Origin of the sequence: Halosimplex salinum, from assembly GCF_003730195.1 — an archaeon.
Lineage (GTDB): Archaea > Halobacteriota > Halobacteria > Halobacteriales > Haloarculaceae > Halosimplex > Halosimplex salinum.
The window spans coordinates 43,067-64,938 of sequence record NZ_QWGG01000003.1; the positions used below are offsets into that span (position 1 = coordinate 43,067).

The following is a 21,872-nucleotide window of genomic DNA, read 5'->3' on the forward strand; positions in this document are numbered from 1 at the left end:
CCACCACACCACCGTGATATCCGCCGGCGAGCGCCCCGATCCCGGGTAGCTGGGGCCAAACGTTTTGTAGCCCTCGCGTCCACGAGGTGGTATGGCATTGACGCGACGCCAGCAAGTGTTGGGGGTGCTCTTCCTCGGCGTCGGAGCGCTGACGCTCGGGATCCTGTGGCGGGTGCTCGGGACGGTCTTCTTCGCGATCACGGTCGCGTACGTGCTGTATCCGGTACGGCGGGCGCTCGTCGCTCGGGGTCTCCACCGGCGCTTCGCCGCGGCCGGGGCGACCGCCGTCGGGTTCCTGTTCGTGGGTGCGGTGTTCACACCGATCGTCTACGCGGTGTACATCCGACAGTCGGTCCTGCTCGCGTTCTTCCGGACGATCCCGAGCGAACAGCCGGTCACGGCCTTCGGGATGACCTACGTGATCGACGTGAGCGCGCTGATTACACAGGCGCGCGACACTGTCCTCCAGGTCGCCGTCGACACGGCGAGCGCGGCGCCGGTCCTCGCCCTGAAGGGCTTCCTCTTCGTCTTCCTGGTGTACGGCCTGCTCCTGCGCCCGGGCAACGTCCGCCGGGCGATGCTGCGACTGGTCCCCGGCGAGTATCACGACGTCGTCCTCTCACTGCACCGCTGTGTGCGTGACACCCTCTACGCGCTGTACGTCCTCCAGGCGGCGACGGCCCTCGGGACGTTCATCGTGGCCTACGCCGTGTTCTGGCTGCTCGGGTACGACGCCGCCTTCACCTTCGCCTTCTTCTCGGGGCTCCTCCAGTTCATCCCCGTCATCGGGCCGAGTCTGCTGATCGTCGCCATCGCGGCCGGACAGGCGATCGCCGGCGAAGTGACCGCCGCGCTCGTCGTCGCCATCGCCGGCCTCGTCCTGATCGGCTTCCTCCCCGACGCACTCATCCGGCCGCGACTGGCCTCGGTCACGACGGGGATGTCCGCCAGCCTCTACTTCGTCGGGTTCACGGGCGGGACGCTGAGTCTGGGCATCGTCGGCGTCATCGCCGGCCCGCTGATCGTGGCGCTCCTCGTCGAGGTCGTCGAGATCATCACGGACGAACGGACGAGCGTCCAGCAGACGTTCGACGGGACCGCGACCGACCCGGACGCGGGACTGGGACCCGACTCCGGCGCCGACCCGCCCACCGACCTGGACGCGGGGCCGGGATCCGACTCCGGGGCCGACTCGGGGCCCGATCCGGCCACCGATCCGAAGGGTGACGCCGCCGCCGACGGCTGACGCAGTCCGGCCGGACTGCCCTACTGGCCGGTCTCTAGCTCGCGCCCCGCCGCCTCCCACTCGGTGAGGCTCCCCTCGTAGAAGGCCAGATCCGGGTAGCCGAGGTGACGGAGGACGGTGTAGGTGTGGCTGATCCGCCGCGCGGTGTTGCAGTAGAGCAGGATACGCCGGTCCCGGTCGATCCCCCGCTCGTCCAGCAGCGCCTCGATCTCCTCGCGAGGGCGGAGTCCGCGCGTCTCGTCGTCGACGAGTTCGCGCCAGTCCAGTCGGACAGCGCCGGGGATGTGGCCCTCCTCGAACTCCCACGCCTCGCGGGTGTCGACGACGACCGTCTCCGGGTCGTCCGTGGCGGCCGCAACCTCGTCGATCCCCACGAGCGGCGTCTGTGCGGGCGGGTCGACGACGTACTCGGAGCGCTCGAACTCGGTGCCCTCGCTCGTGGTCTCGTTGTCGAGGCGCCACGAGGAGAAGTCGCCGTCGAGCAGGTGCAGTCGGTCGGTCGGGTGACCGTACAGTTCGGCGGTCACGAGGAACCGGGCGGCGAACACGCCGTGGGTGTCGTCGTACGCGACGATCCGGTCCTCGGGCGTGATCCCCGCCTCCGCCATGAGGTCGGCGAAGACGTCGGCGCCGGGGAGCATTCCCTGGGCGCCGGCGTCCGCGCTGTCGCCGGCGTCCGCGCTGTCGCTCTCCCCGTCTTCGGCGGCGTGCGTGTCCGCGCGGAAGGTGTCGAACGGGACGTTGACCGCACCGGGGACGTGCCCGATGCCGTCGAACTCCCAGGCGTCCCGCACGTCGACCACCCTGAGTTCGTCGAGTCGGTCCCCGACCCACTCGGCCGGGACGACGATGTCGTTCATGTCCCGGTGTCGGGCGAGGGGGCGCTTGAACATGTCCCTCTCGACCGCTCGGAGGTAGTGGCAAATTTGTCCGGGACGGCCGACCGACAGTCCCGGCATAAACCCGGTGTCGTCCGCGTCGGTCGACCCCCGGTTCCGGTCGTCGGTCGGCGCGATCGCGCGATCGCGAGTACGATAGAGAGACCGTGAGAACCATAGACGCGGCGAGACGAGGCAACAATCTCCGCTATAGTCAGCAAGGGGCGGTACATGCCGAAGGTCCTAGACGTATATAGTCGGTAGACCAATGGTTCGATGAATCATGAGCGACTACGCCAAAGACGTACTCGTCTCCGCGGACTGGGTCGAAGACCACCTCGACGACTTCGAGAGCGACGATCCGGAGTATCGACTCGTCGAGGTCGACGTGGACACGGAGCTGTACGAGGAGAGCCACGCGCCGGGTGCGATCGGCTGGAACTGGGAGACAGACCTCCAGGACCAGGTCGAACGCGACATCCTCTCGAAGGAGGACTTCGAGGACCTGCTCGGGAGCCACGGCATCACCGAGGACACCACGGTCGTCCTCTACGGTGACAACGCCAACTGGTTCGCCGCCTACACCTACTGGCAGTTCAAGTACTACGGCCACGACGACGTGAAACTCCTCGACGGCGGCCGCGACTACTGGGTCGAGAACGACTACCCGCTCACCGACGAGCAGCCGGAGTTCTCCGCGGTCGACTACGAGGCCTCCGGTCCGCGCGAGTCCATCCGCGCGTACCGCGACGACGTCGAGAACGCCATCGAGAAGGGCCTGCCGCTCGTGGACGTCCGCTCGCCCGAGGAGTTCTCGGGCGAGGTCCTCGCGCCGCCGGGCCTGCAGGAGACCGCCCAGCGCGGCGGTCACGTCCCGGGCGCCAGCAACATCTCGTGGGCCGCCGTCACCAACGACGACGGCACCTTCAAGAGCCGCGAGGAGATCGAGGAGCTCTACGCCGCGGAAGGCATCGACGGCGACGAGACGACCGTCGCCTACTGCCGCATCGGCGAGCGCTCGTCGGTCGCCTGGTTCGCGCTCCACGAACTCGTCGGCTACGACGACGCCATCAACTACGACGGCTCGTGGACCGAGTGGGGCAACCTCGTGGGCGCCCCGATCGAGAAGGGCGAGGCCGAGTAAGCGAAGTGCACGAGGCCTCGAATCGGAGCGGCGAGCGCCTGCGAGCCGCGGAGAAGGGCGAGTAGGCGTAGTCCAGCGGTCGACGGCTGCACTCACGGGAAAGCGCTCACACCTCGATTTTTTCGACACCACGCCGACCAGTGACCGGTCCGGTCAGCTGACACAACGGTTTTCGGCCGGCCGGTCGAACGGCCCGCCATGGAACTGTCTGCCCTCCGAGAGCCGCTCACCCGGACGGAGACCGCGGGACTGCTCGCCGTCGCGGCCGTCGTCGGCGTCATCCTGGGACCGGGCGCGATAACGCTGGCCGACGGCGAGTCGGTCGTACTGACGGGAATCTCGGTGATGGCGATGGGGACGCTCGCGTTCGTCGTCGGTGCGCTCGCGCTGGTCGCGGCCAGAGCCGCGAGAACGGAGTCGGAGTGAGCTACATCGACTGCGTGAGAACATAGCGCTTCCGGGCGTCGGCTTCGTCCTGGACGACGGCCAGCGGCCCGCCCGGGACGACCTGGAGCGTCACCGGCCCCGAACAGACGCGGGCGATCGCCGCGAGGCCCTCGCCGTAGCGGTTCTCGCAGTCGGGCCCCGAGACGGTGGCGGGGAGCGCGCCCCGTCCGCGCATCGTGTCGCCGACGACCGCGAGACGGAACTGCTCGTCGGCGACGACCACCGGGACGCTCTCCGACCCGACGATGTCCGTCGCCTCGACGAGCCGTTCGAGGGTCTCGCCGGTCGTCTCGACGCGCGTCGGCGCGGGCGCTCCGTCGTGGACGAACGCGCGGTCCTCGAAACACTCGGGGCGGCCGGTCGAGAGGTCCGGGTCGACGGTGTCGCTGGGGAGCGGGCCGACCTCGACGCAGTCGTCGCCGTTCTCGAGTTCGATGGCGCGGGCGACGCGCTGCTCGGCGTCGCCGCGGAAGGTGGCGGTGACCGTGCCGTCCTCGAACCAGTCGAGCCAGCGGAGCGTGGCTTCGGTGCCCAGCGCGGCCAGAAACGGCTCGTCCGGGGCCGAGAGCGAGTCGAAGGCGGCGGCGTCGTACCGGGCGTGGAACGTCGGCCCGTGGCCGCCGGTCGGCGTCGTCGCTTCGAGGCCCCCGGCCGACACCGAGAGCCGAACGACGCGATAGAACGGGTCCCGCACGTCGGCGGTCAGCGACGTTTCGCGGACGAGTCGACGGAGGTCGTCGGTCGACCCCCGGAGCGTCGCGAGTCGGTCCATGCACCTCCATGGACGTGCTGGTCCATAACTGCCAGTGGTGACTCCCGGACGGCGGACCGCTCGACGCCGGACCCGATCGTACGGTCACGGAGCGTCACGCTCATCTGTCGCGACGGGGGAGGGATGAGCGTGACCCGCCACGCCGTGCAGACGGCAGTACACGCCGGGACCCTCCTCGCGGTGACCGGCGTCGTCGCCTGGCTGACGGGGACGCCCTTCGTCTTCCCGAGTCTCGGGCCGACGGCGTACCTGCTGGCGACCCAGCGGACGCTCGCCCGCGACCGGCTGGCGCGGGTGATCGCCGGTCACACCGTCGGCGTCGCCGCCGGACTGGCGTCGTACCGGCTGCTCGCCCACGGGATCGTCGTCACGGCGGACCTGGCGCCTCGGTCGCCCGCCCTCGCGGCCGTCGTCGCCAGCGGCGTCCTCGCGCTGGCGCTGACCAGCGCCGCGATGCTGGTTCTCGACACCGTCCACCCGCCCGCCTGCGCGACGACGCTCATCGTCTCGCTCGGGCTCCTGGGGACCGTCCGCGAGGGACTGCTCATCGTCGTCGCCGTCTGCGTGCTCGTGGGCGCCCACGTCGTGACGACTCACGCCACGCCCGATACGGCGACGTGACTGCCGAGGAGAACCTTCATACGAGCGGACCGTCTTCGCCAACGTATGGAAGAGACCCTTCGCGAGTCGCTGGAGTCCGACGACGCGCTCGGGGACGCGGCCGCCGTCGTCCTCGACCGCGCGGAGTCGGGCGACGGGACCGTGGCGTGGGCCGACGTGAGCGACGCGGTGCCGGCCGAACAGTGGGGTCGGCTGCTGGAATCCGGCGTGCTGGTGGCGACCGAGGGCGGATTCGTCCTCGACGACCCCGACGCCCTGCGGACGGCCGTGGGTGACCGCGACCCGGCGACGGGCGCTGCCGAAGACGGCGGTGACGGAACCGACGAATCGGCCGGCGGCTGGTCGACGGCCGACAAACTGGCCGGCGTCGCGGCGCTCGCGCTGATGGCGAGCTACCAGGTGCCGATGGCCCGCGACGCGGTCGGGAGCACGGCGCACCTGCTGTTCGGACCGGTCGAGGCAGTCCTGCCGTTCGGCGCGACCGTCGCACTGCTGGCGGTCGCCACGACGGTCGTCTCGACGACGCTCCGCCGTCGACTGACGGACGAGAACCCGCAGGAACGGCTCAAGGCGCGGATGGACACCGTCAAGGAGCGCCTGGAGGCCGCCCGCGAGCGCGGCGACGACGAGGCGGTCGAACGGCTGCAGTCCCGCCAGCAGGAACTGCTGGTCGAGCAGGTCGGCGCGATGAAGCAGATGGTCCGCCCGATGGTCTGGGGGATGCTCGTGACGATCCCCGTGTTCCTCTGGATCACGTGGCTCACCGTCAACCCCGCCGCGGCGATCACCCCGGCGGCCCAGGTGCTCCCGCTCGCCGGTCGCGTCGTCTGGACCGCTCGCCTCGTCGGACCGCTCCACGTCTGGACGGTCTGGTACATCGCGTGGTCGATCCTCTCGGCGCTTGCCGGCAAGCGCGTCGCGAAGAGAGTTCGGCCGGTCGTCGCCGACTACCGGTCGGCGTTCTGATCGGCCGCGGTCGTCGCTCGCCGGGTCCGTCTCCGAGCGCGGTGGCTACTCGTGCCCGATGACGGGCTGGGGCTCGTACGGTTCTTCGAGGTAGGCCACGTCCGAGGCCGACAGCGAGAGTTCGAGCGCCTCGACGGCCTGTTCGAGGTGTTCGACGCTCGTCGTTCCGACGATGGGCGCGTCGACGTAGTCGTTCTGGTACTGCCAGGCCAGCGCGACCTGGGCCATCGTCACGCCGTGGTCCGCGGCCAGTTCCTGCACGCGCTCGTTGATCTCCCTCCCGCCGCCGCGCTCGTACTCCGGCGTCGGGTTGTGGAAGTTCTCCGGGTCGCCGCGGTTCGTCCGCTCGAGGTCGTCGAACGGTCGGGCGAGGAACCCCTGCCCGAGCGGTCCCCACGGCACGACACCGATGTCGTTGGCGTCACACAGCGGGAGCATGTCGCGCTCCTCCTCCCGGTAGGCGACGTGGTAGTGGTTCTGCATCGTCTCGTAGCTGATCAGGTCCTCGCGCTCGCTGGCGGCGAGCTGTTCGGCCAGCTGGTAGGCCCACATCGACGAGGTGCCGGCGTGGCGGATCTTCCCCCGGCGCTGCGCGTCGTCGAGCGCCCGCAGCGTCGTCTCGGGCGGCGTCTCCGGGTCGACCCGGTGGGTCTGGTAGAGGTCGATCGTGTCGACGCCGAGCCGCTCGCGGCTGGCGTCGAGTTCCTGCTCGATGGTCTTCCGGGAGAGCCCCGACGCGTTCGGCGTGTCCTCGCCCACGGGGAAGCGGACCTTCGTCGCGATCACCTGCTCGTCGCGGTCGTAGTCAGCGAGCACGTCGCCCAGTATCTCCTCGCTCTCGCCGTCGGAGTAGGCGTTGGCGGTGTCGAAGAAGTTGACGCCCAACTCGAGTGCGCGCTCGATGATCTCGCGGCCCTCCGCCTCGTCGAGCATCCACGGTTCCTCGCTACCGAAGCTCATACAGCCCAGACAGACCTGCGAGACCTCCATCCCGGTCGAACCGAGTGTGGTGTACTCCATGTGCGATCGCTGGTGGGAAACACGCAAAAGCCTGCTCGTCGCGGTACGGCGTTCCGGGACCCGCGCGCCGGAGTCGACCCGGCCGAGACGATGGTTACAAGCCGCGGCCGTTCGATTCCTCGGACATGGAACCACAGGAGTTCGTCGAGACCGTCCGCGACGAGAACGCGACGCCGCTCTCGCGGCTGGGCTCCTCGAAGGCGCTGTACGCCGACACCGAGGGCGAGATGGACGAGGAGAGCGTCCTGCAGTCGACGGCCGACCGCGCACACTACGCGGCCGAGACGTTCGACGAGTGGGCCGACGAGGCGGAGGGCGACGTCGCCGACCTGTTCGCCGACGCGGCGGCGACCGAGCGCGACCACGCCGACGCGGCCGCCGACGAGGGCGACGAGTACGAACCGGGCGAGGCCCCGGCCGTACAGGAGCACCTCCGCACCGTCGACGGGACGGCCGAGCGCCTCGGCGCGTTCGTCGGCTGGGCGCTCGCGGCGAGCAACAACGCCGACCAGGTCGTGGGCTTCTTCGTCGGCCAGGCCAGTCCGCGGACGGCGAGCACGTTCCGCGCGTTCGGCGACGACTACGACGGCTACGTCGAACGGGCGAGCGACCTGCTCGCGTCGGCCGAGGGCGACTGGGACGCCGCGCTCGAAGCCGCCGGCGAAGCGGTCGAAGCCGACTACGACGACTACTTCGAGACGCTCGAATCGCTCGGCGTCAATCCGAAGCCCGTCTGCTGAACTGTTTCTTCGATCGCGAGTTCCGTTTTCTATCGTATGAGTAATTATTTTTACGCAGGGGGTTCAGCTAGCGGCCGTGCGACGGGTCCTGGCGATGGCGTTGCTGGGCATGGTCGTCGTCGCGGGCGTGGGGGCGCTGGGGGCGAGCGCGGTCGACGACGTCGACGATACGCACGCGACGCCGAACGGGTCAGCCGACAGTTCGTCCCCGCTTGGGGGTACGAACGGGAGCGACGCGCTTCTCGAGAAGATTGACCAGTGGGGATTCGGAGCGGGACCCGCCGGGAGCGGCACGGACGGAGGGGCGGCGGACGAAACCGGTCCCACGGCCGAACGAGCGCCCATCGGCGCGAACGGCAGCGAACCGGTGTCGCCGGAGTCGGGCGGTTCGAACGCGAGCGCGGACAGTCTCGACTCCGACGGCGACGGACTCTCCGACGTGAGAGAGCGCGACGTCGGTACCGAGCCGTTCGACCCCGACACCGACGGCGACGGGCTGGCCGACGGGCACGAACTGGACATCGGGACGGACCCGCTCGACCCCGACACCGACGGCGACGGCGTCTCCGACGCCCGCGAACTCGAACGGGGGACCAGCCCGAAGTCCATCGACGCCGACGCAGACGGCCTCACCGACGAGCGCGAACTCGACCTCGGGACGGACCCCTTCGACCCCGACACCGACGACGACGGCCTCGGCGACTGGCAGGAGGTGAACGTCGGGACGGACCCGCTCGACCCCGACACGGACGGTGACCGCCTGCTCGACGGCTGGGAGTACGCCGAGGAGACGGCCGCGGGGGCGGCGCTCCCCGACAGCGACCCGCTGGCGATGGATCTCTACGTCCAGGTCGACTACGTCCGCGGCGTCGACACAGAGTCCGAGGCGTTCTACGACCGCATCGAGTCGGAGTTCGAGGAGATGCCCATCCGCCGCCCGAACGAGACCGGGATCGACGTCCACGTCCGCGAGGGCGGCTACATCAACGACACCGCCGCCTACACCGGTGAGAACTTCCGGTCGCTGAAAGACGAGTACTACGGCGACCGGCTCGGCGCCCGCGCGGGCGTCTACCACCACGTCGTCGTGACGGAGTTCGCCACCGACGAGGTCGGCTACGGCGACGTCGGCGGCCGCTTCTCCGTGGTCGACGCCGACGCGGCCACCGAGACCAGACGCCACGTCGTCGTCCACGAACTCCTCCACAACGTCGTCGGCCGCATCGAGGCCCCGGGCGCGTGCGACGACGACCCCCACCACTACTGCGACGGCGGCTGGCTCACCCCGCGTATCACGCCCGGGGAGAACGAGTACCTCCCCGGCCCCCTCGCCGGCGAGATCGAACGCGAAGGCTTCCAGCCCTGAACAGGGCCTTCACCGGGCGTTCGGCCCTCGTTCCTGGGGCTGTGCCTGCTGTGCTTGCCCCTGCGGCGCGGACCGGTTTCGCTGTTGCTGTGGCTGGGGTTGTGACTGTTGCTGGGACTGAGACTGTGACTGAGGCTGTTGCTGTTGCTGTGGCTGGGGCTGAGGCTGGCCCGGTCCCATCTGCGGCGTCACACCCTCCGGCAGGACGTACCAGAGCCGATTGTGCGGGACGAACCCGACCTGCTGGGCCTCCTTGGTGTCGTAGCGCTCGCGTTCCCGCTGTTTCTCGGTCCCGTAGAGGACGAGTCCGTACTCGTTCACCTCGTATCGCGCGCACTCGAAGACCGTGCCGTCGGTACAGTATACTTGCATCGCTCTCGTTTGGGTCGCCGGGCGGTTGAACCTGCTGTCGACCCGGGTCGCCGGAAGGTTTACTTTTGTTCCCACTCGAGTGGGACACATGGCGGCAGAGGAACGACGGGTCGACGAGAAGGGGCGAGTGACGATCCCACAGTCGGTGCGAGAGTCGCTCGGGATCGAACCGGGCGAAGAGGTGACAGTGTCGGTCGACGACGGGAGCGTCGTCATCAGACCGAGAGTCACGCGCGAAGAGTTCGTCGAGACCATGACCGGCGTCATCACGGAGGAGACGCGCGCCGACGACGCAGAAGCGATCGACCCGCGAGACCTGAAAGAGGACTGGACGAGCGATCTGTAATGGTCTGTCTCGACGCGAACGTCTGGATCTACTTCCTCGACGGGACGCTAGAGGAACACGACGCCGTCGTCGACGACGTGCGTCGCGTACTGACCGACGAGCCCGTGTTCACGACGGCCGTCCTCCAGATGGAAGTCGTCCACTACCTGACGAACCAGATCGCAGAGAGCGACAGCAAAACCGAGCGGTTTCTCTCCCTGGAAGACGTTACGACCGCAGATCTGACCAGTGACGACGTGGCGGCGGCGACGGATTTACTGGCGACACACGGTGAAGTGGGCATCGGCGGGCGTGACGCGACAGTCGTAGCCGCGATGGACCGGTACGACGTGAGTCAGTTGTGGACCCACGACGAGGGACTGGTGCGACTGGGCGACCGCGTCCCGTGGCTCGACGTGACCGACCCCGTCGAGTCGTAGCGAGTCGACGCTAGCCGTCCGCCACGATCACCGCGCTCGCGGGTCGCTCCGCTCCCTGCTCGCTATCCGTGGTCCTCACTCCGTTCGGACCACGCACCCCAAACACACCCCTCAAGTCCCTTCGGACCTAGCCCCGTACAATGAGCGACACCGAGGGCCCCCTGTCACCGGACAGACCGGACGCCGAGAGCGACTTCCGCGTCGAGGCCCCCTTCGAACCGGCGGGCGACCAGCCCGAGGCCATCCGGCAACTCGCCGAGGGCTTCCGCCAGGGGATGGACAAGCAGACCCTGCTCGGCGTCACCGGGTCGGGGAAGACCAACACCGTCTCGTGGCTGATCGAGGAGATACAGAGCCCGACGCTCGTCATCGCCCACAACAAGACGCTTGCCGCGCAGCTGTACGAGGAGTTCCGGGAGCTGTTCCCCGACAACGCCGTCGAGTACTTCGTCTCCTACTACGACTACTACCAGCCGGAGGCCTACGTCGAGCAGACCGACACCTACATCGACAAGGACGCCTCCATCAACGACGAGATCGACCGCCTGCGCCACTCCGCAACCCGCTCGCTACTCACGCGTGACGACGTGATCGTCGTCGCCTCGGTGTCCGCGATCTACGGCCTGGGCGACCCGCAGAACTACGTCGACATGAGCCTCGAACTCGAGGTCGGCCAGGGGATCGACCGCGACGAGGTGCTCTCGCGGCTGGTCGACCTGAACTACGAGCGCAACGACGTGGACTTCACGCAGGGCACCTTCCGCGTCCGGGGCGACACCCTCGAGATATATCCGATGTACGGCCGGTACGCGGTTCGGGTCGAGTTCTGGGGGGAGGAGATCGACCGGATGCTCAAGGTCGACCCGCTGGAGGGCGAGGTGAAGTCGACCGAGCCCGCGGTGTTGATCCACCCGGCCGAACACTACTCGATCCCCGAGCAGCGCCTCCAGCGCGCCATCGAGGAGATCGAGGAGCTCAAGGAGGAACGAGTGCGCTACTTCGAGCGCAACGGCGACCACGTCGCCGCCCAGCGCATCGAGGAGCGCACCACCTTCGACCTGGAGATGATGCGCGAGACCGGCTACTGCTCGGGCATCGAGAACTACTCCGTCCACCTCTCCGAGCGTGACTCGGGCGACGCGCCCTACACGCTCGTCGACTACTTCCCCGACGACTTCCTCACAGTCATCGACGAGTCCCACCAGACGATCCCCCAGATCAAGGGGCAGTTCGCGGGCGACCGCTCGCGCAAGGAGTCGCTGATCGACAACGGGTTCCGCCTCCCCACGGCGTACGACAACCGCCCGCTCACCTTCGAGGAGTTCGGGGAGAAGACCGACAAGACGCTGTACGTCAGCGCGACGCCGAGCGACTACGAACGCGAGGAGAGCGACCAGGTCGTCGAACAGATCGTCCGGCCCACCCACCTCGTGGACCCGGCCGTCGAGGTCTCCCCGGCCGAGGGCCAGATCGACGACCTGCTGGACCGGATCGACGACCGCGTCGAGCGCGAGGAGCGCGTGCTCGTCACGACGCTCACCAAGCGGATGGCCGAGGACCTCACCGAATACCTCGAGGAGGCCGGCGTCGCCGTCGAGTACATGCACGACGAGACCGACACGCTCGAACGTCACGAGCTCATCCGCTCGCTCCGACTGGGCGAGATCGACGTGCTCGTCGGGATCAACCTCCTCCGGGAGGGGCTGGACATCCCCGAGGTCTCGCTCGTCGCCATCCTCGACGCCGACCAGGAGGGGTTCCTCCGCTCGGAGACGACGCTCGTCCAGACGATGGGGCGGGCGGCCCGGAACGTCAACGGCGAGGTCGTCCTCTACGCCGACGACCCGAGCGACGCGATGCACTCGGCCATCGAGGAGACCAACCGACGTCGGGAGATCCAGGAGGCGTACAACGAGGAACACGGCTTCGAACCGACGACGATCGAGAAGGAGGTCGGCGAGTCCTCGCTGCCGGGGTCGAAGACCGACACCGGGAGCGCCGCGTCGCTCGACCCCGAGGACGACGAGGAAGCCGCCCGGGCCATCGAGCGCCTCCAGGACCGCATGGAGGAGGCCGCCGACAACCTCGAGTTCGAACTCGCCGCCGACATCCGCGACCGCATCCACGAACTGCGCCAGGAGTACGACCTCGCCGGCGACGGCGAGGAGGGCGTCGTCCCCGAACCCGTCGACGAGTTCTGAGCGGTCGGCGGTGACCCCGCTCGGGTGACCGATCGGACGGACGTGGCCACCAACTGGGACGCGTGCGACAAGATATTTGTCGGGCGAGCGAGACCAACCGACAGAGGTCCGCTGGATGGACGACACTACCCCGCACTCAGACGACACACGCCCCGCATCGACGCGGCGGCGATTCCTCGCCGGCCTGACCGCGACCGGCGTGGCCGGGTCGGCGCTGGCCGCCTCCGCCGCTGGCGAACAGACACCGTCGGATCGAGGGGCGAGCGCCGCGGCCAGCCGGTGGCCCATGTTCGCCTACGACGCCGCGAACACGGGTCACAGCAGCGCGAACGCTCCGAGGTCCGGTATCGCGGTCCGCTGGAATCGAGCGATCGACGCGACCGGCGAACCGACGTTCGACAGGACGAACGCGTACGTACGGAGCTCCGACGGGAGCCTGTACGCGCTCGACCGTTCGACCGGCGAGACGAGCTGGCGCTACCGGACCGACGCCGCGAACGACTCCCCGACGACGGCGGCCGTCGCCGGCGGGACGGCCTTCTTCGACGACGGCGCCGCGGTCACTGCGATCAGGACGAACTCCCAGGAGCAGTTCTGGCGCACCGAACTCGACGACAGCGTCTCGGCGCCCGTGACCGTGACCAGCGACCGCGTCCTCGTCGGCACCGACGCCGGCACGCTCTACTCGCTCAGCAGGGACGCGGGCAGCGAGCGCTGGACGTTCGAGACGAGCGACGGGATCGCGGCCGCAGCAGCCTACAACGGCAGCAGAGTGATCGTCGCCGCGGCCGACGGCACCGTCACTGCCCTCGACGGCACGAGCGGGAACTCCCGCTGGGAGTTCGAGACCGACGCCCCGACCGAAGCGATCACGCCTGTCGCGAGAGGCGATCAGGTGTTCGTCGGCGATGCGGACGGCGCCATCTACGCGCTCGACAGTACTGACGGCCGCGTGCGCTGGCGGTCCGACCTCGGTAGCGGGGTCGTCGACGGGGCGGCCGTCACGCAGAACACGGTGTTCGTGCCGACGGCGGACGGGACGCTCCACGTGCTGAACACGAGCCAGGGGAGCAAGCGCTGGAGCGTCGACCTCGGCGCCGCGCCGGCCCGGAAGCCGGTCGTCACCGACGACGCCGTCTACGTCGCCACCGCCGAGGACACCGTCTCCTCGTACCCTCGAAACCAGGGCGAGGAGAACTGGCGAGCGGAGCTCCCGGTCGACGACCCGCACCTCTCCGTGGTCGACGGCGTGGTCGCCGTCGTCGGCGGACTCTACGTGGCAATCGAGAACGGGTCCCAGACCGAGATCACTCGCGGGTCGTTCGACACGGTCACGAACCGGTGGCGGTACGAGACCGACGGTCTCGCGACGGGGACGCCCGCGCTGACCGAGACGGCGCTGTACGCGAGCGACGACGCGGACGCCTGCTACGCGATCGATCCGACCGAGGGGACCGAACAGTGGCGCTTCGAGGCCGAACACCAGGTGACGGGACCGGCCGCCGACGCCGACGGCATGTACGTCGGCACCGACGACAGTACGGTCCTGGCGCTCGACGCCGAAGACGGGACCGAGCGCTGGTCGTTCGAGACGGACGACCCGGTACCGGCGGCGCCCGTTCGCTGGCGAGACCTGGTGATCGCCCTCGACAACGGAGGCCGACTCTACGCCCTCGACGCCGGCGACGGGAGCCAGCGCTGGACGGGCCGTGTCGACAAGGGCGGGACGCGGCCCGCCATCGGCGGCGACCGGGTGTACGCCAGTTCCCCCAGCGGTGTCGTCTCGGCGTTCGACGCCGGTTCGGGGCAGGAACAGTGGGGCTTCCGCGCGAGCGCGACGATCGCCGAACCCGCCGCCGCCGACGGGACCGCGTACGTCGGCGACAGGAACGGCCGGTTCTACGCGCTCGACGCCCGCAAGGGCGAAACACAGTGGTCGATTGAACTCGGCTCGGCCGTCAGGGCGGCGCCGACCGTCACGAGCGACACGGTCTACGTCGGGACGGTCGACGGGACGCTCCACGCGTACGACCTCGACGGGAATCGCCGCTGGCGGGCCGACGCCGGCGAGTCCGTCCGCGCGAAACCGGGAGTGGCCGGCGACCTGGTCACCGTCGGGAGCGAGGACGAACGCCTCTACGCGTTCGACGCCGGGGACGGGAGCCAGCGCTGGTCGTACGACACCGGCGCACCGCTCCGGTCGACGGCGGTCTTCGGCAACGACTCCGTCTACGTCGCGAGCGCAGAGGTCGCCGCGCTCGACCCGCCGGGGACCGTCCAGACGCCGACGCCGACGGCGACACCGAGTGACACGCAGACGCCGACCCCGACGGCGACGGCGACGCCGACCGACACGCCCGGCGAAACGCCGACGGCCACCGACGGCCGCTCACCGACGCCCACCCGGACGCCGACGGCGACGCCGACCGACACGCCCGGCGGAACGCCGACGCCGACCACCGTGCCGGGCGAACCGGTCAGCACGACGGCCTCGCCAGCCGCCGAAGAGACGACCGCCGCGACCGCGACGGCGACACCACCCGCGACGCCGACGGCGACGACCACCGGCGGCGGGACCGGCGGTGGTGGCGGCGGAGACGGTCCGCTCGACGATCTCGGACTCTCACAGGACTGGGTTCCCTACGCCGGTGCCGGCGCGCTCGCCGCGCTGGTCGGGCTTGGCGCGGCCGTCAAGCGCTTCGGCGGCGGCAGCGGTGGGACGACCGGCGGCCAGGGAGCAGACGCCCTCGACTGGGGCGGCGGCCTCGACGACGACGACAAGTAACCCGAGGACCGATTTTCGCGCGTACACCCACTCGAGGAGCGACCGGTGTCCCGTCGCACCGAACGTTCCGTATCGCGCTCAGTAGTTTATGGCCAGTGCACGTCGACTTGTACCCGGACGGAGAGAGACCATCGAAACGAGCCTCAGACGGCGTCGGGACCCATTTCGCGGTCGCACGTGACGCTATCGCCGACGGAGAGCGTCGCGGGCGCGCCGGGGACGCGGGTGTTGACCATCAGGCGGTAGAAGTGGTCGTACCAGTCGCGGTCGACCCACGGGGGCAGCGTCGCCTCGCGTCGTTCGAGGAACCGCTCGCGGAACCCCGTATCTCCCTCGCCGGTGTCGGGGTCGCGGGTCGGGACGACGCATCGCTGGCAGGGGTTGACTCCGTCGAAGTCGACGCCGCCGACGGAGAACGGAACCGTCGACTCGCGGTCGGCGTAGAGGCGGTCCTCCCAGAACTCGGGGGCGTCGACGATCAGGTTCGGCCGGAACCGTCGACGCAGTTCGGCGGCGTCGACTGCGGGTCGCCCCGCGGCCCCGTCGAACCAGGACGCGACGGCGTCGAGGGTCCCGGTCGAGACGAGTGTCGGTCCGCCGGCATCCGTGTCGTCGGGGAATCCCTGTTCGTCGTCTCGACGGACGGTCACCTCGTACCCGAAGAAGTCGGTCAACCAGGACTCCAGCGCCCCGCGGTCTGCGTCGAGGTCGAAGCGGATCCAGTCGTCGGTCCCCTGTTCCCGGAGGCGGAGTCGGTCGGTCTCGAGGTCGTACGACGAGCGGAGTCGGTGGACCCGTCGCTCGTTCTTGCCGTTGACGTAGTCGCCGTCGGCGTCGACCATCGCGTACCGACGATCCGGCGCGAGCGCACCCGAATCGGCGAGTCGCGCTTCGTCGACCAGTTCGGGATCGAGCGACTTCACGGGATAGACGCGGATCTCGGAGAGCGTGGGCATACGGCGACTTCGCCGGCCGCGTCCCTCTCGATTGCGGTTTCCGCGAGTCATGCCGGTGGACGAACGTGTGAGGGGCGCTCGAGACGAGGGCCGGCGGTCAGGATTCGCCGACGATGGCCGTGAGAACGGCTGATTCGGCGCGTCGGAGCAGTTCGCCGGCGGTGCTGTGGGCGCAGTCGATCGCGGCTGCGACGTCCGCGACCGACCCGGACCGGGGCACGTCGTAGTACCCGACGGCGACGGCGGCCTCGATCGCCGTCCGCTGGCGCTCGGTCAGTGTGGCCGGGGCGGACCACTGCTGGAACTGACGGGCGCGCACGATCTCCGTCGGGAACTGGTCCGATAGCTCGGCGTAGAAGGCGCCGAGCGCGTCGGTCTCGCCGACGGCCTCGAACCGGACGGCACCGCTGGCCTCGAACCGGACCGGCGGCACGAAGACGACGTTCGACTCGGCGACCAGGTCGACGACCGGCCCGGGGAGTTCGTAGTCGCTCTGGCGGACGAACGCGTACGTCCCGCCGTCTCCCGCGACGAGATGCGTCCGTGTGGTCGACTCGACCCCGCCGAGCACGTCCGCCACCGCCGCCCGCTCCGCGTCGAACCACGTCAGCGTCGTCACCTCGGCCGTCGGCCCCCATATCAGCAGATCCGCACGAGTCACCGGACCACCGCTCATCATCCGCCGGTGGAACGGATGCGCGGCCTCGGGCGGGTACGTCGTCTCGAACGTGACCTGTCGCATCGTGCGGACCCTCGGAGCCATTATAAAAGACCGTACTGATCCGGGGGAAACTTCTGCCGGCCGACGCGAGTACGGTCAAGTGATGCCCACCGTCGAACCGGTCGACAGCGGCGGCGGAGTCGACGGACGTTCCGACGGATCGTCCGAGACCGAGAGCGCCGAGACCGTCGAATACGGGGGCGAGGGACGACGACTGTGCTACGCGGAGTACGGCGACCCGAACGGCGAACCACTGATCTTCCTCCACGGGACGCCCGGATCGCGCGTGCTGGGAGCGCTGTACGACGAGGCGGCCACGACACAGGGCGTCCGGGTTATCGCACCCGACAGGCCGGGGTTCGGGCGGTCGAGCCCGTGGCCGGGCCGTCGCGCGACCGATGTCGACGGGTGGGCCGAGCCGCTACTGGCGGAGGCCGACGTCTCGACCGCCCGCGTCGTCGCGTTTTCGGGCGGATCGGCGGATGCACTGGCGCTGGCCGCCACTCGCGGCAGCCTCGTCGAACGGGTCGACCTCGTCTCGGGGGCACCGCCGCCGTCGGTCGCCGCCGAGACGCCCCGTCTTCAGCGGGGCCTCGGTCGAGTCGCCGCGCGGACGCCCGCTCTCCTCGCCGCCGGCTTCCGCGGACAGGCGTGGCTGGCCGCGCGCGGGTCACCGTCGACGGTGATCGGACAGTACACCGAGGATCCCGCCGAGATACCCGAAACCGACGCCGAGCTGGTGGCCCGGGACTTCGTCGAAAGCTGCCGAGAGTCACGGAACGGGGTGGTGACGGAACTCGCCTGGGTGGTCGACGACTGGGGGGTTTCGGTAGGTGACGTCGACTGTCCAGTTCGTCTCTGGCACGGCGAGCGCGACGAAAACGTCCCCGTCGGCGACGCGGAGCGACTGAGCGACCGGCTCCCGGACGGGCGGCTGACGACGCTGGACGCCGACCACCTGACTGCGCTCCTGTCGAGTCCGGATCTCGTTCTCGGTCCCGTCGGCCCCCGAGATTGATTGATGCGGCGGGCGACCCGTCGGTATGGTCGACCGAACGCACGAGACCGCTGTCGTCGACGGCCACCGCCTCCACTACGTCGCCGCCGGAGCGGCCGACGCGCCGACACTGCTCCTCCTGCACGGCGGGATCATCGACGCCGCCTACGTGAGCTGGGGCGCCGTGATCGAACCGCTGGGCCGCGAGTACCGCGTCCTCGCGCCCGATCTCCTGGGATACGGCCGGAGTGCCAAACCCGACGTGACCTACTCGCTCGCCACGCACGTCGACGTGGTCGAGTCGTTCGTGGACACGGTGGGTCTCGACTCCCCCGCCGTCGCCGGCATCTCCATGGGCGGCGGGATCGCGTTCGGACTCGCCCTCCGCTCGCCCGACCTCGTCGATCGGCTGGTGGCTATCGACAGCTACGGTCTCGGCCGCGAACTCGCGAACGGTCGGCTCACGGCCCTGCTCTCCGGGACCGAACTGCCGAACAGGCTCGCTATCGCGATCATGCGCCGGAGTCGCGGATTCACGAAGGCGAGTCTGGGTAACATCGTCCACGACACCGACCGCCTGTCGGCCGACGCGGTCGACGCGGTCTGGGAGGAGACCAAACGGCCCGGCGTGGGCAGGGCGTACCGGAGCTTCAGAGCCGCCGAAGTCACGAGCGACGGGTACCGGACGGACTTCACCGACCGGCTGGACGACCTCGACGTTCCGACGTGCTTGCTCCACGGCGAACACGACGAGGTGTTCCCACACCGCTGGAGCGAGCGCGCGGCCGCCCGGATCCCGGACAGCGAGTTCCGCCTCCTGGCGGACTGCGCCCACTGGGCGCCGCGGGAGCGACCCGACGTCGTGGTCGAACTGATCTCCGAATTCCTCCCGCAGTGACCGACCGGGAGCCGCCGATTTCTCCGCATTCACGACCGGACGACCGCGTTTCTCCGTTCTCCGAAGTCGCCCTCGTTCAGCCCCAGCCGACTGGCATAAATCGAATGTCGCGATATGAAATCAGCACCGCGGCGGGAACCGGAGCCTGCGCTACGGGCGGTCGAAACGTCTGGATTCCCCAGGAAGAATCGGCGAGCGCGCCCTCGAACCGGCAGATTCCGACCGATCGAACGGCGAGGCCGTTCGTGACGGGAGCGGCTACAGCGCGTCGAGGAAGGCGTCGACGGCGCCGCTCTCGGGGTGGCAGTGGCAGTAGGTGCCCAGCGTCCGGTACTCGGTGAGGCCGTCCCGACTGTCGGCGATGCCGTCGCCGCGTTCCACGTCGAAGGCGAAGCGGGCGTCGGAAGCGGGGTCGGCTATGGAGTAGTGGAACTCGTGGCCCCGCCGCGTTTCGCCGGTGTCCGCGGTGAGCGTGTCCGCCGTCGCGACGAGTTCGACGTGGTCGAGCGCCTGGTACCGGTCGTGCATCTGCACGTCCGCGGGGAGGACACCGGCCATCTCGTGCGTGTCGCCGTCGACAGTCGTGAGCGACTCCGAGAGCGCCATCAGCCCGCCGCACTCCCCGAGGACGGGGAGGCCGTCGGCGGCGCGGTCGGCGAGAGTGTCGAGCGCCGGGCTCTCCGCGAGCGCGGCGGCGTGGCGCTCTGGATACCCGCCGGGGAGGTAGACGCCGTCGCAGTCGGGCAGGTCCTCGCCGTTCGCGGGTTCGAAGGTGACGAGTTCACCCCGGTCGCGGACCCGTTCGAGCGTCGCCGGGTAGACGAAACAGAACGCCTCGTCGCGCGCGACGGCGATCCGGGGGCGAGCGGAGTCCTCGGTCGTAGTTCGTCCGGGCGCCTGCTCCGCGGAGTCCGGTTCCGGCTCTGGCGGCGTCCGAGCCACCTCACGCAGACGATCCGTCCGGAGGTGTTCGGCTGCGGCGTCCAGCGCCTCGGCGTCGATCGGCGCCTCCTCGCCCATGTGGAGACCGAGGTGACGGTCGGGGATCGCCAGGTCGTCGCTGGGCGGGATCCGGCCGAAGTAGGTCATCCCCTCCGGGAGCGCGCCGCGGATCCCCTCGGCGTGGCGGCCGCCGTGGGCGCGCTGGGCGACGACGCCCGCCACGTCGACGTCCCGGCCAGCGGTTCGAGCGTACTCCCGGAAACCTAGCGCCGTCGCGGCGACGCTCTCCATCCCGGCGCTGGCGTCGACGACGAGCACGACGGGGAGGTCGAGCGTCTCGGCGACCATCGCGGTGCTGGAGCCGTCGCCGTCGTAGAGACCCATGACGCCCTCGACGACGCAGATGTCGCCGTCACCGCGGTGGTAGTTGCGACGCAGACCGTCGGGGCCCTGCAACCAGCGGTCGAGCGTTCGGGAGGGGCGCCCCGCGACGCGTTCGTGGTGGCTCGGGTCGATGAAGTCAGGGCCGGCCTTCGCCGGCTGGACGGCGATCCCCTCCCGGTCGAGCGCCCGGACGGTCGCGAGCGTCGCCACGGTCTTCCCGACGCCCGAACTCGTCCCGCCGAGGACGAACCCATTCACGAGCCCTCTCCTCGCGAGTCCGCCCCTCCCGAGCCGCCTCCTCCCGAGTCTGCCGTCTCCGCCCGGACGACGAGCACCGAGAGGTCGGAGAACGGCGTCTCGTCCGGGCCGGAGCCGCCCGCGTGAGTCGCCAGTTCTCCGAGAGACGTCCGCGTGACGGCCTCGTCGTCGTGCGTCAGTCGCTCGTACACCAGCGCGGTCAGCGAGTCGCTCGCGCCGGCATCGAGCAGGTCGGCGGCGACGTCACCGGGCATCACGTCGTAGGGTCGCGGGAGGACGAGCAGGTGACGCTCGCCGGCGTCCGCGCGGAGGCGTTCGCGGTCGGCGGCGAGGTCGCCGCGCTTGTGGAGCGTGACGAACGTCGAGTCCTCCATAGGAGTCCGAGCGCGACTGGCCGCGATCTGGAGCGAGGAGATGCCCGGGATCACACGGACCGGTCGGTCGACCGCTCGCTCGACGCGGCCGAGGAACTGGTAGCCCGAGAAGTTCGGGTCGCCCATCAGGACCGCAGTGCCCGCGGCGCCGTCCGCGACCCGGTCCGCGAAGGCCCTTAGCGTCTCGCGCTCGTCGTCGTAGCCGCAGGCAAACGTCTCGCCGTCGACCCGTTCCGCGACGTAGTCGACGACGGTCTCGAACCCGACGACCGCGTCGGCCTCTCGGACGGTGCGCTCGCCCCGCGGTGTGAGGTACTCGAGGTTTCCGGGGCCGATGCCGACGGCGTAGAGCGGGCCGTCGGCCGACTGTTCGGGCGCCGCGGCCGCGACGGCCTCCGGCGGTCGGTCGTCGAAGTCGGATGCGTCTGTCACGTTGTCTCCGCTCACGGCCAGGGGCGGGTTCACTGTTCCGGACGAGCGCGCCTTCGAGGGGGCACCACAGTTGGCCCGTCCGCGAGTGCTCGAATCGGCGCCGAGTAAGCCGGGTTACAGCCCGTTGGAGGAATGCTGTGGCGCGCGCTCGAGCGCGCTTTCATGCGCGCGACGGAAGCCGCGCGAGGTCTTCGCGAGCCTGCGAGCGAAGGCTCGTCAGAGCTTGCTCTGACGGTGGATGAGGAGCGTCGTTCGAGAGAGCGAAGCTCTCTCGTGATCTCGAAAATCTTCGATTTTCGGTGACAGCGGAGCGAGCAGCGAGGGACCGACGGTCCCTCGGGCCATGCGGGCGACTCGCGGGTCGCCCGCAGACACCGCAATCGGTTGGGGAGGCGTGTGGCCGTCTGCGGCGCCGTGCGGGGCGGTCGCGGTTCCTGGCGTCCTGACGAGCGGAGCGAGTCAGGGCTCGGAAGACGAACGGAGTGAGTCTTCCGGTGGACTGAAAGGGCGAGACGCGCTCGCGCCGAACGGGGAGTCGCTGGGCTGGCCCTATCCGAGTGAGCGCCGAGTGGTGCGACCGCAGGGAG

At 69.8% G+C, this 21,872-nt stretch carries 21 protein-coding genes; 13 read left to right on the forward strand and 8 right to left on the reverse strand.

The genetic code is table 11. The features are described 5' to 3' along the window. Positions 1 to 91 precede the first annotated feature (91 nt). Complete coding sequence (locus D1409_RS08530; protein WP_123536094.1) at positions 92 to 1,246, forward strand: AI-2E family transporter; 1,155 nt, start codon at positions 92 to 94, stop codon at positions 1,244 to 1,246. A gap of 20 nt (positions 1,247 to 1,266) precedes the next feature. On the opposite strand, the gene D1409_RS08535 is transcribed toward D1409_RS08530, so the two are convergent. Beyond that, positions 1,267 to 2,106 carry a sulfurtransferase gene (locus tag D1409_RS08535; protein ID WP_123537066.1) on the reverse strand — a complete coding sequence of 280 codons (840 nt, stop codon included), beginning with the start codon at positions 2,104 to 2,106 and terminating at the stop codon, positions 1,267 to 1,269. Between the two features lie 301 nt (positions 2,107 to 2,407). On the opposite strand from D1409_RS08535, the gene D1409_RS08540 reads away from it, so the two are divergent. Next, a complete protein-coding gene (locus D1409_RS08540; protein ID WP_123536096.1) occupies positions 2,408 to 3,268 on the forward strand; it encodes a sulfurtransferase in 861 nt (286 codons plus the stop codon). 198 nt (positions 3,269 to 3,466) lie between these two features. Continuing rightward, the gene (locus tag D1409_RS08545; RefSeq protein ID WP_123536098.1) at positions 3,467 to 3,694 is read left to right on the forward strand and encodes a hypothetical protein; all 228 of its coding nucleotides are present in this window, start codon (positions 3,467 to 3,469) and stop codon (positions 3,692 to 3,694) included. Between the two features lies 1 nt (position 3,695). Here the strand turns inward: D1409_RS08545 and D1409_RS08550 are convergent, their stop codons facing one another. Then, positions 3,696 to 4,487: a hypothetical protein gene (locus D1409_RS08550; RefSeq protein ID WP_123536100.1), complete on the reverse strand. Its 792-nt coding sequence runs from the start codon at positions 4,485 to 4,487 to the stop codon at positions 3,696 to 3,698. Positions 4,488 to 4,610: 123 nt separating this feature from the next. Between D1409_RS08550 and D1409_RS08555 the strand changes: the two genes are divergently transcribed. Beyond that, positions 4,611 to 5,108: an HPP family protein gene (locus tag D1409_RS08555; protein WP_123536102.1), complete on the forward strand. Its 498-nt coding sequence runs from the start codon at positions 4,611 to 4,613 to the stop codon at positions 5,106 to 5,108. Positions 5,109 to 5,153: 45 nt separating this feature from the next. Then, complete coding sequence (locus D1409_RS08560; RefSeq protein WP_123536104.1) at positions 5,154 to 6,074, forward strand: DUF106 domain-containing protein; 921 nt, start codon at positions 5,154 to 5,156, stop codon at positions 6,072 to 6,074. A gap of 45 nt (positions 6,075 to 6,119) precedes the next feature. Here the strand turns inward: D1409_RS08560 and D1409_RS08565 are convergent, their stop codons facing one another. Beyond that, positions 6,120 to 7,094 (reverse strand): aldo/keto reductase, encoded by a 975-nt coding sequence (locus tag D1409_RS08565; protein ID WP_123536106.1) that lies wholly within the window; start codon positions 7,092 to 7,094, stop codon positions 6,120 to 6,122. Between the two features lie 125 nt (positions 7,095 to 7,219). Between D1409_RS08565 and D1409_RS08570 the strand changes: the two genes are divergently transcribed. Both D1409_RS08570 and D1409_RS08575 read left to right on the forward strand, forming a co-directional pair. Then, complete coding sequence (locus D1409_RS08570; RefSeq protein WP_123536108.1) at positions 7,220 to 7,834, forward strand: rubrerythrin family protein; 615 nt, start codon at positions 7,220 to 7,222, stop codon at positions 7,832 to 7,834. 76 nt (positions 7,835 to 7,910) lie between these two features. Beyond that, positions 7,911 to 9,200 (forward strand): hypothetical protein, encoded by a 1,290-nt coding sequence (locus D1409_RS08575; protein ID WP_123536110.1) that lies wholly within the window; start codon positions 7,911 to 7,913, stop codon positions 9,198 to 9,200. Positions 9,201 to 9,209: 9 nt separating this feature from the next. Here the strand turns inward: D1409_RS08575 and D1409_RS08580 are convergent, their stop codons facing one another. After that, complete coding sequence (locus tag D1409_RS08580) at positions 9,210 to 9,572, reverse strand: hypothetical protein (protein ID WP_123536112.1); 363 nt, start codon at positions 9,570 to 9,572, stop codon at positions 9,210 to 9,212. Positions 9,573 to 9,660: 88 nt separating this feature from the next. Between D1409_RS08580 and D1409_RS08585 the strand changes: the two genes are divergently transcribed. The 4 genes from D1409_RS08585 (at position 9,661) to D1409_RS08600 (ending at position 15,323) form a co-directional block, all read left to right on the forward strand. Beyond that, positions 9,661 to 9,918, forward strand: coding sequence for an AbrB/MazE/SpoVT family DNA-binding domain-containing protein (locus tag D1409_RS08585; RefSeq protein ID WP_123536114.1), 258 nt, complete (start codon positions 9,661 to 9,663; stop codon positions 9,916 to 9,918). Beyond that, positions 9,918 to 10,337: a type II toxin-antitoxin system VapC family toxin gene (locus tag D1409_RS08590; protein ID WP_123536116.1), complete on the forward strand. Its 420-nt coding sequence runs from the start codon at positions 9,918 to 9,920 to the stop codon at positions 10,335 to 10,337. Before D1409_RS08585 ends, D1409_RS08590 begins: the two co-directional genes overlap by 1 nt. A gap of 140 nt (positions 10,338 to 10,477) precedes the next feature. Beyond that, a complete protein-coding gene (uvrB, locus tag D1409_RS08595) occupies positions 10,478 to 12,538 on the forward strand; it encodes an excinuclease ABC subunit UvrB (RefSeq protein WP_123536118.1) in 2,061 nt (686 codons plus the stop codon). A 115-nt stretch (positions 12,539 to 12,653) separates the two neighbouring features. Continuing rightward, positions 12,654 to 15,323 (forward strand): outer membrane protein assembly factor BamB family protein, encoded by a 2,670-nt coding sequence (locus D1409_RS08600; protein ID WP_123536120.1) that lies wholly within the window; start codon positions 12,654 to 12,656, stop codon positions 15,321 to 15,323. Positions 15,324 to 15,466: 143 nt separating this feature from the next. Here the strand turns inward: D1409_RS08600 and D1409_RS08605 are convergent, their stop codons facing one another. Then, positions 15,467 to 16,279, reverse strand: coding sequence for an MOSC domain-containing protein (locus D1409_RS08605; protein WP_123536122.1), 813 nt, complete (start codon positions 16,277 to 16,279; stop codon positions 15,467 to 15,469). A gap of 97 nt (positions 16,280 to 16,376) precedes the next feature. Continuing rightward, positions 16,377 to 17,021, reverse strand: a complete 645-nt coding sequence (locus D1409_RS08610; RefSeq protein WP_123536124.1) for a helix-turn-helix domain-containing protein — start codon at positions 17,019 to 17,021, stop codon at positions 16,377 to 16,379. Between the two features lie 82 nt (positions 17,022 to 17,103). On the opposite strand from D1409_RS08610, the gene D1409_RS08615 reads away from it, so the two are divergent. Further along, on the forward strand, positions 17,104 to 18,018 hold the full coding sequence (locus tag D1409_RS08615; RefSeq protein ID WP_123536126.1) for an alpha/beta fold hydrolase: 915 nt from the start codon (positions 17,104 to 17,106) through the stop codon (positions 18,016 to 18,018). 25 nt (positions 18,019 to 18,043) lie between these two features. Beyond that, entirely contained in the window at positions 18,044 to 18,895 is an 852-nt protein-coding gene (locus tag D1409_RS08620; protein ID WP_123536128.1) for an alpha/beta fold hydrolase, read from the forward strand. Positions 18,896 to 19,153: 258 nt separating this feature from the next. On the opposite strand, the gene D1409_RS08625 is transcribed toward D1409_RS08620, so the two are convergent. Both D1409_RS08625 and D1409_RS08630 read right to left on the reverse strand, forming a co-directional pair. After that, the gene (locus D1409_RS08625; RefSeq protein WP_123536129.1) at positions 19,154 to 20,479 is read right to left on the reverse strand and encodes a cobyrinic acid a,c-diamide synthase; all 1,326 of its coding nucleotides are present in this window, start codon (positions 20,477 to 20,479) and stop codon (positions 19,154 to 19,156) included. Further along, positions 20,476 to 21,285 (reverse strand): cobalt-precorrin-7 (C(5))-methyltransferase, encoded by an 810-nt coding sequence (locus D1409_RS08630; RefSeq protein WP_123537067.1) that lies wholly within the window; start codon positions 21,283 to 21,285, stop codon positions 20,476 to 20,478. The genes D1409_RS08625 and D1409_RS08630 overlap by 4 nt, the downstream gene beginning before the upstream one ends. Positions 21,286 to 21,872: the final 587 nt, after the last annotated feature.